We start from the raw sequence: 13,927 nt of genomic DNA on the forward strand, positions 1-13,927 counted from the left end.
ATGGCGCAAACGAGGTATCCTGTTCGGGTGATCGATGACATCAAGAAGCGCGCCCTGCACCGCACCAAGATCATCGAGGGCCAGCTGCGCGGCATCGAGAAGATGATCGAGAACGAGGACTACTGCGTCGACATCATCACGCTGTCGCTGGCCGTCCAGAAGTCGCTCGGCTCCCTGAACAAGCTCCTCGTCGAGAACCACCTCCGAACGCACGTCAGCGAGATGTACGAGGCGGGCGGCGAGCAGCGCGACGCCGCGGTCGCCGAGCTGCTGCGCATCTTCGAGCTGTCGAACAACCGGGGGTAGTCGAGCGGATGCCGCGTCGAACGCCGGCCGAGGCCCTCGCCGACGGGCCGCTCGTGCTCGACGGCGGCCTCGGAACGCGCCTCGACGAGCGCGGCGCCGACGTGTCGTCCGCCCTCTGGAGCGCCGCCGTGCTCGCCGAGCGCCCAGAGCTCGTGCTCGATGTGCACCGCGAGTACCTCGCCGCCGGGGCCGACGTCGTGATCTCGGCCTCGTACCAGGTGTCCCACGACGGGTTCGCGCGGGCGCGCCTCGATCGAGCGACCACGGACGCGATGCTCGCCCGCAGCGTCGAGCTGGCCCGCCGCGCATGCGACGAGGCGGGACACGGCTTCGTCGCGGCATCCGTCGGCCCCTACGGCGCGACGCTCGGCGACGGCTCGGAGTACCGCGACCTCGGGCTCGGCGTGGCGGAGCTCCGCGCCTGGCACCACGACCGGCTGCGCGTGCTCGCCGACGCGGCGCCCGACCTGCTCGCCATCGAGACCGTGGCGACGCTCGCCGAGGTGGAGGCCATCGTCGCCGAGCTCGACGGCGTCGGCGTGCCCGCGTGGGTGTCGGTCACGCCGGCCGGCGGGCGGATGCGCAGCGGCGAGCCGATCGCCGAGGCCCTTGCCCTCGCGGCCGCGAGCGACGACGTGCTGGCCGTGGGCGTCAACTGCTGCCAACCCGGCGAGGTGACCGACGCGATCGTCGCGGCGCGAGCGGCGACGCCGAAGCCCATGGTCGTCTACCCGAACAGCGGCGAGCGATGGGATGCCGCGTCGCGCACCTGGCACGGCACGGGCGCGTTCCCCGAAGCCCTCGTGCGCGAGTGGCGCGAGGCGGGCGCCGCCCTCATCGGCGGCTGCTGCCGCACCGGACCCGACGACGTCCGCACGGTCGCCCGCGTCCTGGCGTCGGAGCGCTCCCCGGCCTGACCGGGGTCGCGACCGGGAACCCGCAACCGCACCACGAGGAAGGAGCCGCACATGCCGCGCATCGAGCTCGTCATGGGAGACATCACCGCGGAGCGCGTCGACGCGATCGTGAACGCCGCCAACTCGGGCCTGCTCGGCGGCGGCGGCGTCGACGGCGCGATCCACCGCGCGGGCGGGCCCGAGATCCTCGCGGAGTGCCGCGCCCTGCGCGCGACCGTGCTCCCCGACGGGCTTCCCACGGGCGACGCCGTGGCCACGGGCGCCGGCCGGCTCGCCGCCCGCTGGGTCGTGCACGCGGTCGGTCCGGTCTGGCCCGGACCGGGTCCCGAGGCCGAGACTCGGCGCCGGCTGCTCGCGTCGGCGTACCGCAACTCGGCGCGCGTCGCGCATGAGCTCGGCGCGGCATCCGTCGCCTTCCCCGCCATCTCGGCCGGCATCTACGGCTGGCCGGCCGACGACGCCGCGCTGGTCGCCCTCGAGACGACGGCGGCCGCGGATGCCGCGCCCGCCCTCGTGCGATTCGTGCTGTTCTCCGACCGCATGCACGACGAGTTCCGAGCCGCCGCCGAGCGCCTCGGACTCGACGTGGCCTGAACCTCGCCGGCGACGCTCGGATCAGGTCCCGGGCGCGGTCACCGCGAGCCACTGGTCGAGCTCGCTCGGCTGGTCGGTGATGATGCCGTCGACGCCGAGCGCGCTCACCTCCTCCCACCGCTCGTGCGTGTTCAGCGTGTAGCAGAGCACCGCGACGCCGGCCGCGTGGGCCGCGTCGAGCGCGCCGGGCACGGCGGTGACGGATGCCGCGGTGGTGCCGAACCCGATGATGCCGAGCCGCTCGGCGAGCGGCACCGGGTTCGCGGGCAGCTCGCGGATGAGCATGATGCGCGGCGTCGTCGGCGACACCTGCTGCACGGCGAACAGCGTCTCGAGGCTGAAGCTCTGCAGCACGACCCGCCCACGCAGCTGGTGCCGCTCGATGAGGTCGACCACCTGGCGCACCTGGTCGGGCCGCCAGTCGGCCTTCAGCTCGACGAGGGCGCGTGCGGTCTCGCGCTCGGCGAGCGCGGCGAGGAACCGGTCGAGCGTGGGCATCCGCTCTCCCGCGTGCTCCCGTCCGTACCACGCGCCGACGTCCAGGCGCTCGAGCTCGGCGAGGTCGAGGTCCCCGACGGTGCGCTGATCCCCCGTGATGCGCTCGAGCGTGGTGTCGTGGAACAGCACCGGCACGCCGTCGCGGCTGAGCTGCACGTCGGTCTCGACGAACGCGAGGTCGTCCATCGCGAGCTCGAGCGACGGCATGGTGTTCTCGGGCGCCTCGGCGCGGTCGCCGCGATGGCCGACGATGAACGCGGCCTCGCCGGGGAGCCGGAGCGCCCCGAACACATCGACGGCGGAGGCGGTGGTGGGCGTCGCGGCGACGATCAGCAGGGCGGCGGTCGCGAGGGTGCCGACGAGCGCGCACGCGATGCGCACGGCGCGGCGGAGGGTTCGGGTCACGGGCGTCGGGCCTTTCCACCGTTCGAGCGTCGTTGCGCGAACGGTGCCCGTCACCCTAGCAGCATCGTTACCGTTTCGTTACCTCCCCCGTTCACGGGCCCGCGCGCTCGCCTCCGCCTCGGCCGTGATGCGGTTCGCCATGCCGGAGAAGATCACGTCGTGGAACGGCACGATCGCCCACCAGTACAGGCGCCCCGAGAGTCCCTTCGGGAAGAACACCGCGCGCTGCCGGTAGTCGGATCCCCCGTCGACGTCGCTCGTCGCGAGCTCGAGCCAGGCCCGCCCGGGCACGCGCATCTCGGCGCGCAGCCGCAGCGACCTCCCCCGGTCGATCGCCTCCACACGCCAGAAGTCCACCGCGTCGCCCACGTGCAGCTCGTCGGCGTCGCGGCGGCCGCGCTGCAGGCCGACGCCGCCGGACAGCTTGTCGATCCATCCCCGGATCGCCCACAGCAGCGGGAACGAGTACCAGCCGTTCTCGCCGCCCACCCCCTCGATGACGCGCCAGACGTCGTCGGCCGGCGCCGTCGAGCGCTGCTCGCGCTCGTCGACGTACACCGTGTGGCCGGCCCACTCGGGGTCGCTCGGCAACGGGTCGCTCGGCGCCCCGAGCACCTGCGCGTTGCGCCAGCTCGTCTCGACCTCGCCCGCCCGCTCGCGCTCGAGCGCGAGCCGCACCGCGGTGCGGTACGGCAGCAGCCCCTCGGCGGGCGGCGGGATGACCGCGTCGATGTCGTGGTCGCGCATCACGCAGTCGAACTGCAGCGACTCGATGATCGGCACGGCGAGCCGCCGTGGGATCGGCGTCACGAGGTTCACCCATTGCCCCGCCAGCCACGGCGTGAGCACCGGCAGCGCCGCGATCGGCCGCTGCGGGAGCCCGGCCTCGACCGCGTAGCCGTTCATGAGCTGGCCGTAGCGGTACACGTCGGGACCGCCGATGTCGAACGCCCGGTTCACGTCGGCCGGCACGTCCGCCGCCCGGATGAGGTAGTGCAGCACGTCGCGCACGGCGATCGGCTGGATGCGGCTGCGCACCCACCGCGGCGCGGGCATGTACGGCAGCACCTCCGTGAGGTGCCGGATCATCTCGAACGACGTCGACCCCGATCCGATGATGACGCCCGCCTGCAGCACCACCGTCGGGACGCCGGAGCCGAGCAGCACCTCGCCCACCTCGGCACGGGAGCGCAGGTGCCGCGAGAGGCGCACGCCCTCGGGATGCAGTCCACCGAGGTACACGATCCGGCCCACGCCGTGCTCGCGGGCGGAGGCCGCCACGTTCCGCGCGATCTCGAGCTCGATCGACTCGAAGTCGCCCCGTCCGCCCATCGAGTGCACGAGGTAGTAGACGACCTCGATGCCGTCCATCGCGCGATCGACGGCGGCGCGGTCGCCGAGGTCGCCGGCGACGACGTCGACGGATGCCGCCCACGGCACGTCGCGCAGCCGCTCGGGCTGCCGCACGAGGACGCGCACGTCGTGGCCCGCCCCGATCAGTCGAGGCACCAGTCGACCGCCGATGTAGCCGGTCGCCCCGGTCACGAGCATTCGCATGCGTCACCCCCGTCACGGATCCCGCCGACGGACGCGCGGCGTCAGGACCGTTCGTTCCCTCGACGATAGTTCCCGCTCGCCCGGGCCAGGAGGTGCTGCGCCTGTGAATCGTCCGCACGTTGCAGCGCGACGACGAGCCGGGCGGCGTCGCCGCCGCCCACCGTCATGACGACGCGCCCGCCCCGTGAGACGAGCACGCCGCCCTGCTTGGTGACGCGCCAGTCGAACGGGTCCGCCACCAGGCGGCCCCGCTCGTCGGACGCGCCGTTGCGTCCTGACATCGCTAGCGCAGGCTCTTCGTGTGCCAGACCGTCTTCGTCTCGGTGAACGCGCTGATCCGGCCGAGCGCGGGCGCCGCGGCATCGGGGCCCGACTCGGGCCGCAGCACGCGCTTCAGCGTGTCGGCGGCCGCGACCTCGAGCGAGAGCCAGTCGAGGTCGCCCGCGCCCACGAGGTCGAGCGCGTTCACGTCGCTGTGGCTCGCGAGCCACGGCGCGATCTCGGCGGTCGAGCCGGTGAGCACGTTGACGACGCCCTTCGGCACGTCGCTCGTGGCGAGGACCTCGGCCAGGCTGATCGCCGACAGCGGGTACCGCTCGCTCGCGACGACCACGACCGAGTTGCCCGCGACGAGCGCCGGCGCGACGGCCGACACGAAGCCGAGGAGCGACGAGTCCTGCGGCGCGACGATCGCGACCACGCCCGTGGGCTCGGGCACCGAGATGTTGAAGTACGGACCGGCGACCGGGTTGGCGTTGCCGGCGACCTGGGCGAACTTGTCGGCCCATCCGGCGTACCAGACCCACCGGTCGATCGACTCGTCGACCTGCGCCGAGGCGACCGCACGGGACACGCCCTCGGCCTCCTCGATCTCGGCGACGAACTGCGCGCGACGCCCCTCGAGCAACTCGGCGATGCGGTAGAGCACCTGGCCGCGGTTGTAGGCGGTCGCGCCGCCCCAGCCGCCGACGGCGCCGCGCGCCGCGACGATCGCGTCGCGGGCGTCCTTGCGGGACGCCTTCGCCACGTTGGCGAGGAACCCGCCGTCGGCCCGCATGATCTCGTAGGTGCGGCCGGACTCGCTGCGCGGGAAGGCGCCGTTGATGTAGAGCTTGTACGTCTTCGGCACGGCGAGGCGGCTCATCGCTTCGATCCCTTCGTCGCGGTCTTGGCGGTTCGGGTGGACGAGCGGACGGCCCGACGGGACTTCGGCGCCGCCGCGGCATCCGCCGACTCGACCGCGGCACGCGACGCGGGACGCGACAGCGCGGACTGGCCGATCGGGGCCGGCGAGAGATACGCGGCGAGGCCGTGACGGCCGCCCTCGCGGCCGTAGCCCGACTCCTTGTAGCCGCCGAACGGGCTCGAGGGGTCGAACCGGTTGAACGTGTTCGCCCAGATCACGCCCGCGCGCAGCTGGTCGGCGACCGCGAGGATGCGGCTGCCCTTGTCGGTCCAGATGCCCGCCGACAGGCCGTAGGGCGTGTTGTTCGCCTTCGCGATCGCCTCGGCCGGCGTGCGGAACGTGAGCACCGACAGCACCGGTCCGAAGATCTCCTCGCGCGCGATGCGGCTCGACGTCTGCACGTTCGTGAAGATCGTCGGCGCGTACCAGAACCCGTTCTCGGGGATCACGCAGGGCGCGCTCCACCGGTCGGCGCCCTCGGCGACGCCGATGTCGGACAGCTCGCGGATGCGCTCGAGCTGCTCCTTCGAGTTGATCGCGCCGATGTCGGTGTTCTTGTCGAGCGGGTCGCCCAGGCGCAGCGTCGACAGGCGCAGCTTCAGGCGCTCGACGACCTCGTCGTGGATGTTCTCCTGCACGAGCAGGCGCGAGCCGGCGCAGCACACGTGGCCCTGGTTGAAGAAGATGCCGTTGACGATGCCCTCGATCGCCTGGTCGATGGGCGCGTCGTCGAAGACGATGTTCGCGGCCTTGCCGCCGAGCTCGAGCGTGGCCTTCTTGTCGGTGCCCGCGATCTCCTTGGCGATCGCGCGGCCCACGGCGGTGGAACCCGTGAACGCGACCTTGTCGACGCCCTCGGCCGACACCAGCGCGGCGCCCGTGTCGCCCGCGCCCGTGATGATGTTCACGACGCCGGGCGGCAGGTCGGCCTGCTGCAGGATCTCGGCGAAGATGAGCGCCGTGAGTGGCGTCGTCTCGGCCGGCTTCAGCACCACCGTGTTGCCGGCCGCGAGCGCGGGCGCGATCTTCCACGCGAGCATGAGCAGCGGGAAGTTCCACGGGATGACCTGCGCGGCGACGCCGAGCGAGCGGGGGTTCGCGCCGAGGCCCGCGTGGTCGAGCTTGTCGGCCCAGCCGGCGTAGTAGAAGAACCACGCGGCCACGAGGGGCACGTCGACGTCGCGCGACTCCTTGATGGGCTTGCCGTTGTCGAGCGACTCGGCGACCGCGAGCTCGCGGGCGCGCTCCTGCACGAGACGCGCGATGCGGAACAGGTACTTGCCGCGATCGCGGCCGCTCATGCGCGACCAGGTGCGGTCGTAGGCGCGGCGCGCGGCCGCGACGGCATCGGCGACATCCGCCTCGTTCGCGTTGGCGATCTCGGCGATGCGCTCCTCGGTCGCGGGCGAGATGGTCTGGAAGGGCGTGCCGCGGCCGTCGACGAACTCGCCGTCGATGAAGAGGCCGTAGCGGTCGCGGAGGTTGAGGATCGCCCGCGATTCGGGGGCGGGTGCGTATTCGAGGAAGCTCATGAGGAAGTGCTCTCGTCTCAGTCGATCGTCACGTAGTCGGGGCCGGAGTAGTGTCCGGTGGTCATCTTCTGGCGCTGCAGCAGCACGTCGTTGAGGAGGCTCGACGCGCCGAAGCGGAACAGGTGCGGCACGAGCCACTCCTCGCCGACCGTCTCGGCGACGGTCACGAGGTAGCGGATCGCGTCCTTCGAGGCGCGGATGCCGCCCGCGGGCTTCACGCCGATGCGCTGGCCGGTCAGCAGGTGCCAGTCGCGCACGACCTCGAGCATGAGGAGCGTGACCGGGAGCGTGGCCGCCGGCTGCACCTTGCCCGTGGAGGTCTTGATGAAGTCGCCGCCCGCGAGGATCGAGAGCCACGACGCGCGGCGCACGTTGTCGTACGTCACCAGCTCGCCGGTCTCGAGGATCACCTTGAGGCTCGCGGCCGTGCCGTCGGGCCGGCGGCACGCCTCCTTCACGGCGGCGATCTGGTCGAACACCTCGCCGTAGCGGCCGGCGAGGAACGCGCCGCGGTCGATGACCATGTCGATCTCGTCGGCGCCGGCGGCGACGGCCTCGGCCGTGTCGGCGAGCTTGATCTCGAGCGACGACCGGCCGCTCGGGAAGGCCGTGGCCACCGCCGCGACGGAGATGAGTCCTTCGTCGGGGTCGCCGTGCACCGAGCCGAGCGCGTCGATCGCGACGGGCACCATGTCGCCGTACACGCACACGGCGGCGACGCGCGGCGTCGTGGCATCCGACGGGTCGGGGGTCATCGCCTTGGCGACGAGTGAGCGCACCTTGCCCGGGGTGTCGGCGCCCTCGAGGGTCGTGAGGTCGATGAGCGTGATGATCTTGTCGAGCGCCCACTGCTTGGACGACGTCTTGATCGAGCGGGTGGCGAGCGACGCGGCGCGCTGCTCGAGGCCGACGGCGTCGACGCCCGCGATGCCGTGCAGGTAGCGCCCGAGCGTGGCGTCGTCGGGTTCGCCGCCGAGCACGGCGAGCGCCCGCTCCCGGGCGGTGACGAGGGAGGTGCCTGACATGGTGGTGACCTGGCTTTCGTGTGTGGTGTGCTGGGCGGGCCCGATGGGTGCGCGTCAGCCGTCGAGGAGGTGGAGGGCGGTGGCCTCGTCGGTGACGAGCACCGTGCAGAGCCCCGAGCGCACGACCGCGTCGGCGACGGCGTGCTTGGCCTCGCCCGCGATCACGGCGATCGCGAGCGGCGAGTCGCGCAGCTCGTCGAGCGTGAGGCCGACCGTGCGGGCGTCGAGCGCGGGGTCGACGATGTTGCCGTCGGAGTCGATGTAGCGGCCGACGACGTCGCCGACGGCCCCCTTCTGCACGAGCACGTCGACGTCGGCGCCCGAGAGGTAGCCGCTCTCGACGTGCACGGAGTTGTGGTCGGCGGCGCCCGCGCTGAACAGGTAGGCGTCGGCCGAACGGGCGAGCTCGATGACGCCGGCGACGACGCGGTCGGCCTCGATGGCCTCCTTCGTCGCGAGGCGCTCGAGGATGGCGGGGCTCGGCAGCAGGGTGGCGCTGCCGCCGCCCTTCTGCGCGATGCCCACGGCGGTGGCCGCGGCGGTGCCGGCCCGGCGGTTGAGGCTCACGCCGCCGTTGATCTGCACGACGTTGACGCCCGTGGCCCAGCCGTTGCGCAGGTGCTGCGAGATCTCGAAGAGCGTACGGCCCCAGCTCACGCCGAGCGTGCGGGGCACGGGCCGGAGCGCCGTGAGGTAGTCGGCGGCCGCCTGCGCGGTGCGCTCCTGCAGCTCCTCGGGCGAGTGCACGCCTGCGGTCGACACGACGATCGCGTCGGCGAGCCCGCGCTCGTCGCGCAGCCGTCGCTCGATGGCGAGGCGTCGCGCCCGCGGATGCAGGATCTCGATGCGGATGAAGCCGCGCTGCTTCGCCTGCGCGAGGAGGCGCCCGACCTTCCACCGGGTCAGCCGCAGCGCCTGCCCGATCTCGTCCTGGGTCTTGTTCTCCTCGTAGTAGAGCTCGGCAGCCCGGATCGAGAGGAGTTCGTCGATCTCGTCCACACCTGTCCCTTCGCCGCATTCCAGCGTAGGCAGGCCGTCGCTCATCGGCAACACTCGCGGGCGATCCTGCTCATATGAGCAGCGAGCGAGCGGATGCCGCGCGCCGACGCACCGCGACGGGCACGGCTGTCCGGGCGGGCGCACGCACGCGCGGACACGCGGGGCACGCCCCGCACGGACACCGGTCGTCGGCAGGCGCCGGGCACCTCAGCGGGCGCGCTCGTCCTCGAAGTACCTCGGGCGCGCCGCGACGACGCCGGCGATCGCGGCGGGGATGATCGACGCGAGCAGGAACAGGAGCGGCCACGTCCAGCCGTCGAAGGCCTCGTGCAGGAGGCCGACCGCGAGCGGGCCGATCGCCACGATGAAGTAGCCGACCGACTGCACGAACCCCGAGAGCGCGACCGAGCCCGAGTGCGTGCGGGTGCGGAGGTTGACGAGCACGAGCGTGAGCGGGAACAGCAGCGGGCCGTTGCCGATGAGCGCGACCCAGAGCCAGGTCGCCGTCGTGGGGACGAGCAGCAGCCCGAGGTAGCCGATGATGAACGACACGATCGCGATGCCCACGAGCAGCTTCACGTGGCCCCAGCGGGCGGCGACGATCGGCACGATGATGCTCGCCGGCAGGCCCATCGCGGCGAACAGCGAGAGCAGCGCGCCGGCCTGGGCGGGCGTCGTGCCGGCGATGTCGTGCAGGATCGGCGGGAGCCAGGCGAACATCGCGTAGGCGTTGATGCCGGGGATCGTGAACAGGATCGCGAGCGCCCACGCGAGCGGCGAGCGCACCGCGTAGCGGAGCAGTCCGCGCTCCGCCTCCTCGGGCAGGTCGGCCGCGCGGTCGGCGTGGGGACGCAGCATGATCGCGATCCACGGCACGAGCGAGAGCACCGCCACGAACGCCCACTCGCCGAGCGAGACGCGCCAGCCCGCGGCATCCGCCACCGGCACGGCCAGGAGCGGCGGCACGAACGTGCTCACCGACAGGGCGGTGACGTAGACGGCCGTGAGCAGGCCCACCCGGTCGGGGAAGTACCGCTTGACGAGCGGGGGCAGCAGCACGTTGCCCACGCCGATCGCCGCGAACGTGAGCGCGCTCGCCAGGACGAGCCACAGCGCGTCGCCCGCGAGGCCGCGGGCGAGGAGGCCGACCGTGAGCGCGGCGAGGGCGACGACGAGCGTGGGCTCGAGGTCGAACCGCTTCGCGATGAGCGGCGTCAGGATGCCGAAGATCGCGTAGCAGAGCGGTGGCAGCATGCCGAGGAACCCGACGACCGCGGGCGCGAGCGTGACGTCGTGCTCGAGGATCGTGAGGATCGGCGAGAGGGACGCCACCGCGGTGCGGAGGTTGAACGCGACGAGGACGATGCCGATGAGCGCCAGCGACCGCCCGGCCCAGAGCGGACGGGGCGAGGTCGACATCACCTTCCCGAGTCTAGGCTGGAGGCGTGGCCGACTTCGCCCGATACCTGCCGCTGAGCCAGCGCTCGCGCGTCGACGAGCGCGGGGTCACGAGCGACCGTCGCGAGCCCACCGCGACCGTCCTCGGCTCCATCGCGGCCGCCCTGCGCGCCGCCGACGACGATGCCTGGACGGCGCACGCCGATGACGATGCGACCACCGTCGCCGACGCCGTGGCCGAGCTCGTGGCCGGCTTCGACCGGGCGCCCGCCCGTCGCGCGCTCGAGTCGGCGCAGCACGTGCTCGGCATGGGCGGCCGTACGCCGTCGACCGAAGTGCAGCCCGAGGGGCCGGCGGATGCCGCGGCCGCCCTCGAGGCCCGAGCGTTCGCCATCACCGAGCGCCCGCAGCCGACGCGAATCGTCGAACTCGACGACGCGGTCGTGGCCGCCGTGCGCATCGGCGATGCGCTCGGAGCGCCGATCCCCGTTCCGGCGCTCGCCTCGGGCGCCGTGGCGCTGCGGCGCGCGGCGGGCGCGCCCACGCCGATCAGGGCGGTGATCTCGGGTCACAGCCTGCACGCGACGGATGCCGCGTGGACGATCGGGCACGGGCCGGTGCTCGTCGGCACGGCCCACGAGCTCATCCGCTTCCTGGCCGGCATCGGCACGCAGGCGCCGCGACCCGCTCGTCGGGGCGAGCTGGGCGACCACGCCTGACGGCGGGCTCAGCGCGGGCGACTCCGCCTCAGTCGACGAGGATCTCGCGCGCCCGGTCGACGTCGCCGTGCATCGTCTCGATGAGGTCGGGGATGCTCGTGAACGCGACCATGCCGCGCAGGCGCTCGACGAACTCGACGTCGACCACGTGGTCGTAGAGGTCGAGCTCGCGGTCGAGCACGTAGGCCTCGACCTGCTTCTTCGGCACGCCCTCGAACGTCGGATTGTCGCCGACCGAGATGGCGGCCGGGTACCGGGTGCCGGCGTCGGTCAGCCAGCCCGCGTAGACGCCGTCGGCCGGGATGAGTCCCTCGGACTCGGGCGTGAGGTTGGCGGTCGGGAAGCCCAGCTCGCGGCCGCGCTTGGCACCGTGCACGACGATCCCCGAGACGGTCGGCGCGTGCCCGAGCAGGCGGGTGGCGTGCCGCACGTCGCCATCGGCGAGGAGCTCCCGGATCCAGGTCGACGACACGCGGCGGCCGTCCTCGGGGGCCACGTCGCCGACGACCTCCACCGTGAAGCCGAAGGTGTGGCCGAGGTCCTGCAGCAGCGCCACGTCGCCCGCGCCGCGCGCGCCGTATCGGAAGTCGCTGCCCACGAGCACGGCCTTCGCGTTGAGCGTGTCCACGAGCACGCGCTCGACGAACTCCGTCGCGGGCACCGAGGCGAGCGCGCGGTCGAACGGCAGCAGCAGGGTCGCGTCGATGCCGGTCGAGCCGAGCAGCTCGAGCTTCTGCCGCACGCTCACGAGCGGGTCGGGGCACTTGTCGGGCGCGAGGAGCGCGAGCGGATTGCGGTCGAACGTGACGACGACCGAGCGGAGGTCGTCGTCGGCCGCGATGCGGCGGATGCGGTCGATCACCGCGCGGTGGCCGTTGTGCACGCCGTCGAACTTGCCGATCGTGACGGCGCTCGGGCCGAAGCCCTCGGGCACCGCGTCGAGGCCCTTGAAGGTCTTCACGCGGCATCCGCCCCCGTGCCGGTGCCGGCTTCGGAGTCGGTGGCCGGAGCGGCCGGCGAGGCCGGCGCGGCCGGCGGACGGTGCTTCGCGAGCCACCACATGCCGAGCACGGGCAGCACGAGCGGGATGAACAGGTACCCGCGGCCGAACCACGACCAGACCGTGTCGTGCGGGAACAGCTCGGGATCGACGATGCTCAAGGTGCCGATGACGAGGACGCCCGTGAACTCGAAGATGAGCGTCGCCCACGCGATGCGGTACCAGCCGCGACCCGAGCGCACGAGGGCGATGGTCGCGACGACGTAGACGACCGCCGCGAGCGCGGAGAGCACGTAGGCGAGCGGCGCCTCGTCGAACTTCGTCGCGATCTGCACGAACGAGCGGCCGACGGCGGCGAGCGCGAGCACCCCGTAGACGGCCACGAGCACGCGCCCGATGCCGCTCATCCGCCGCCCGCGATCCGTCTCGGGCCGGGCACTCCGCACGTCAGTCATGTCGTTCGATTCTCTCATTCGCGGCTACGCCTGCTGCACGGTCCAGATCTGCAGCATGCGGTAGACCATCACGGCGACGCTGAGTGCGGCCACGCCGAGCACGACGGTGCTCCAGCGGCTGCGTTCGAGCAGCGCCCAGAAGACCGCGGCCGGCGGCAGCAGCAGCGCGCCGACGAGGTACGTGTAGAACTCGAGCACGCTGCCCGACGGCTGGTTGCCGAACAGCGGCGCGAGCAGCGCGATCACGAGCTGCACGAGCAGCAGGAGCTCGACGAGCACGAGGGCGCCGTTCGTGAGGTCGCTCGGCGCACGGCCCGCGAATCCGAGCGCGAGGCACAGCACGCCCGCGACCACCGCGACGCCGACCTGCACCCAGGTGAACCACTCGATCATGCCGACGCCTCCTCGGCCGGGAATCCGGTGACGACCTGCAGTTCGGTGCCGCGCCGCTCGACGATCGCCACGAGGCGGTCGACGGGATCGATGGCCGCGATCGGGGTTCCGCCGGGAAGGGCCGCGAGCTCGTCGGGCGCGGCGATGCGCTTACCGTGCCCGAGGTCGACGGCCTCCTGCTCGGAGATCGACGCGACGGGGAGCGTCCGGCGCGCGGCATCCGCGGGGCGCAGGATGACCCGTGCGACGTCGAGGCCCTCGAGCTCGGCGGCCTCGTCGACGCCGAAGGCGCCGATGCGCGTGCGTCGCAGCGCGGTCAGGTGCCCGCCCGTGCCGAGGTCGGCGCCCACGTCGCGCGCGAGCGCACGCACGTAGGTGCCCGACGAGCATGCGACGCGCACGTCGACGTCCACGGATCCGTCGCCGGGGCGCAGGTCGAGGAGGTCGAAGGCCGACACCGTGACGGGGCGCGCGGCGAGCTCGACGGTCTCGCCGTCGCGGGCCCGCTGGTACGCGCGCCGGCCGGCGACCTTGATGGCGCTCACCGTGCTCGGCACCTGCTCGATGTCGCCCGTCCAGGCCAGCATCGCGGCGCGCACGGCCGACTCGTCGGCGGCGGCGATGCGGTCGGCGGATGCCGCGTCGAGCGGCTCCCCCTCGGCGTCGTCGGTCGTGGTGTCCCAGCCGAGCCGCATGGTCGCGAGGTACTCCTTGTCGAGCCCGACGAGGTGGTGCAGCAGGCGCGTCGCCGACCCGACGCCGAGGATGAGCAGGCCCGTCGCCATGGGGTCGAGCGTGCCCGCGTGGCCGACCTTGCGGGTGCCGGCGAGCCGGCGCGTGCGGGCGACGACGTCGTGGCTGGTGATCCCCTGCGGCTTGTCGACGAGGAGGATGCCGCTGTTCACGCCGTACAGGCTAACAGCGCGGCCGGACGCGGGCGGCA

Annotated in this window: 16 protein-coding genes; 4 read left to right on the forward strand and 12 right to left on the reverse strand. The window is 72.9% G+C overall.

Annotated features, from left to right (window positions below):
* Positions 1-27 precede the first annotated feature (27 nt).
* The 3 genes from ACWGO8_RS00785 to ACWGO8_RS00795 are packed head-to-tail and all read left to right on the forward strand — an operon-like array spanning position 28 to position 1,817.
* Positions 28-306: a metal-sensitive transcriptional regulator gene (locus ACWGO8_RS00785; protein WP_376957052.1), complete on the forward strand. Its 279-nt coding sequence runs from the start codon at positions 28-30 to the stop codon at positions 304-306.
* An 8-nt stretch (positions 307-314) separates the two neighbouring features.
* Positions 315-1,223 carry a homocysteine S-methyltransferase gene (gene mmuM / locus ACWGO8_RS00790; RefSeq protein ID WP_452041262.1) on the forward strand — a complete coding sequence of 303 codons (909 nt, stop codon included), beginning with the start codon at positions 315-317 and terminating at the stop codon, positions 1,221-1,223.
* 51 nt (positions 1,224-1,274) lie between these two features.
* Complete coding sequence (locus tag ACWGO8_RS00795) at positions 1,275-1,817, forward strand: O-acetyl-ADP-ribose deacetylase (RefSeq protein WP_452041263.1); 543 nt, start codon at positions 1,275-1,277, stop codon at positions 1,815-1,817.
* A 21-nt stretch (positions 1,818-1,838) separates the two neighbouring features.
* Here the strand turns inward: ACWGO8_RS00795 and ACWGO8_RS00800 are convergent, their stop codons facing one another.
* From ACWGO8_RS00800 to ACWGO8_RS00835, 8 genes are all read right to left on the reverse strand, one after another.
* Positions 1,839-2,720, reverse strand: a complete 882-nt coding sequence (locus ACWGO8_RS00800) for a glycerophosphodiester phosphodiesterase (RefSeq protein ID WP_452041264.1) — start codon at positions 2,718-2,720, stop codon at positions 1,839-1,841.
* Between the two features lie 78 nt (positions 2,721-2,798).
* On the reverse strand, positions 2,799-4,277 hold the full coding sequence (locus ACWGO8_RS00805; RefSeq protein WP_452041265.1) for an SDR family oxidoreductase: 1,479 nt from the start codon (positions 4,275-4,277) through the stop codon (positions 2,799-2,801).
* Positions 4,278-4,318: 41 nt separating this feature from the next.
* The gene (locus ACWGO8_RS00810) at positions 4,319-4,558 is read right to left on the reverse strand and encodes a hypothetical protein (protein ID WP_452041266.1); all 240 of its coding nucleotides are present in this window, start codon (positions 4,556-4,558) and stop codon (positions 4,319-4,321) included.
* A 2-nt stretch (positions 4,559-4,560) separates the two neighbouring features.
* Positions 4,561-5,421 carry an aldehyde dehydrogenase family protein gene (locus tag ACWGO8_RS00815; protein ID WP_452041267.1) on the reverse strand — a complete coding sequence of 287 codons (861 nt, stop codon included), beginning with the start codon at positions 5,419-5,421 and terminating at the stop codon, positions 4,561-4,563.
* Positions 5,418-6,995 (reverse strand): aldehyde dehydrogenase family protein, encoded by a 1,578-nt coding sequence (locus tag ACWGO8_RS00820; RefSeq protein WP_452041268.1) that lies wholly within the window; start codon positions 6,993-6,995, stop codon positions 5,418-5,420. The genes ACWGO8_RS00815 and ACWGO8_RS00820 overlap by 4 nt, the downstream gene beginning before the upstream one ends.
* Positions 6,996-7,012: 17 nt before the next feature.
* Positions 7,013-8,020 (reverse strand): deoxyribose-phosphate aldolase, encoded by a 1,008-nt coding sequence (gene deoC / locus ACWGO8_RS00825; protein ID WP_452041269.1) that lies wholly within the window; start codon positions 8,018-8,020, stop codon positions 7,013-7,015.
* A 54-nt stretch (positions 8,021-8,074) separates the two neighbouring features.
* Entirely contained in the window at positions 8,075-9,019 is a 945-nt protein-coding gene (locus ACWGO8_RS00830; RefSeq protein ID WP_452041270.1) for a sugar-binding transcriptional regulator, read from the reverse strand.
* Between the two features lie 207 nt (positions 9,020-9,226).
* Positions 9,227-10,438: an MFS transporter gene (locus tag ACWGO8_RS00835; protein WP_452041271.1), complete on the reverse strand. Its 1,212-nt coding sequence runs from the start codon at positions 10,436-10,438 to the stop codon at positions 9,227-9,229.
* Between the two features lie 26 nt (positions 10,439-10,464).
* On the opposite strand from ACWGO8_RS00835, the gene ACWGO8_RS00840 reads away from it, so the two are divergent.
* A complete protein-coding gene (locus ACWGO8_RS00840; protein WP_452041272.1) occupies positions 10,465-11,136 on the forward strand; it encodes a hypothetical protein in 672 nt (223 codons plus the stop codon).
* A gap of 28 nt (positions 11,137-11,164) precedes the next feature.
* Here ACWGO8_RS00840 and ACWGO8_RS00845 read toward each other — a convergent pair whose 3' ends face one another.
* From ACWGO8_RS00845 to truB, 4 genes are read right to left on the reverse strand one after another with little or no spacing between them, the layout of a single operon-like run.
* A complete protein-coding gene (locus ACWGO8_RS00845) occupies positions 11,165-12,097 on the reverse strand; it encodes a bifunctional riboflavin kinase/FAD synthetase (protein WP_452041273.1) in 933 nt (310 codons plus the stop codon).
* On the reverse strand, positions 12,094-12,591 hold the full coding sequence (locus tag ACWGO8_RS00850) for a hypothetical protein (protein ID WP_452041274.1): 498 nt from the start codon (positions 12,589-12,591) through the stop codon (positions 12,094-12,096). Before ACWGO8_RS00850 ends, ACWGO8_RS00845 begins: the two co-directional genes overlap by 4 nt.
* 24 nt (positions 12,592-12,615) lie before the next feature.
* A complete protein-coding gene (locus tag ACWGO8_RS00855; RefSeq protein WP_376957078.1) occupies positions 12,616-12,984 on the reverse strand; it encodes a hypothetical protein in 369 nt (122 codons plus the stop codon).
* Positions 12,981-13,889 carry a tRNA pseudouridine(55) synthase TruB gene (gene truB / locus ACWGO8_RS00860; protein ID WP_452041275.1) on the reverse strand — a complete coding sequence of 303 codons (909 nt, stop codon included), beginning with the start codon at positions 13,887-13,889 and terminating at the stop codon, positions 12,981-12,983. Before truB ends, ACWGO8_RS00855 begins: the two co-directional genes overlap by 4 nt.
* Positions 13,890-13,927 lie beyond the last annotated feature (38 nt).

The organism is Agromyces sp. NPDC055661 (assembly GCF_053618135.1).

What these genes read in the sequence shown, in the direction of transcription:
- ACWGO8_RS00820 (WP_452041268.1), bottom strand. Translation starts at nt 6,995, where the DNA reads ATGAGCTTCCTCGAATACGCACCCGCCCCCGAATCGCGGGCGATCCTC.
- ACWGO8_RS00805 (WP_452041265.1), bottom strand. Translation starts at nt 4,277, where the DNA reads ATGCGAATGCTCGTGACCGGGGCGACCGGCTACATCGGCGGTCGACTG.
- deoC (WP_452041269.1), bottom strand. Translation starts at nt 8,020, where the DNA reads ATGTCAGGCACCTCCCTCGTCACCGCCCGGGAGCGGGCGCTCGCCGTG.
- mmuM (WP_452041262.1), top strand. Translation starts at nt 315, where the DNA reads ATGCCGCGTCGAACGCCGGCCGAGGCCCTCGCCGACGGGCCGCTCGTG.
- ACWGO8_RS00855 (WP_376957078.1), bottom strand. Translation starts at nt 12,984, where the DNA reads ATGATCGAGTGGTTCACCTGGGTGCAGGTCGGCGTCGCGGTGGTCGCG.
- ACWGO8_RS00810 (WP_452041266.1), bottom strand. Translation starts at nt 4,558, where the DNA reads ATGTCAGGACGCAACGGCGCGTCCGACGAGCGGGGCCGCCTGGTGGCG.
- ACWGO8_RS00850 (WP_452041274.1), bottom strand. Translation starts at nt 12,591, where the DNA reads ATGACTGACGTGCGGAGTGCCCGGCCCGAGACGGATCGCGGGCGGCGG.
- ACWGO8_RS00795 (WP_452041263.1), top strand. Translation starts at nt 1,275, where the DNA reads ATGCCGCGCATCGAGCTCGTCATGGGAGACATCACCGCGGAGCGCGTC.
- ACWGO8_RS00815 (WP_452041267.1), bottom strand. Translation starts at nt 5,421, where the DNA reads ATGAGCCGCCTCGCCGTGCCGAAGACGTACAAGCTCTACATCAACGGC.
- ACWGO8_RS00835 (WP_452041271.1), bottom strand. Translation starts at nt 10,438, where the DNA reads ATGTCGACCTCGCCCCGTCCGCTCTGGGCCGGGCGGTCGCTGGCGCTC.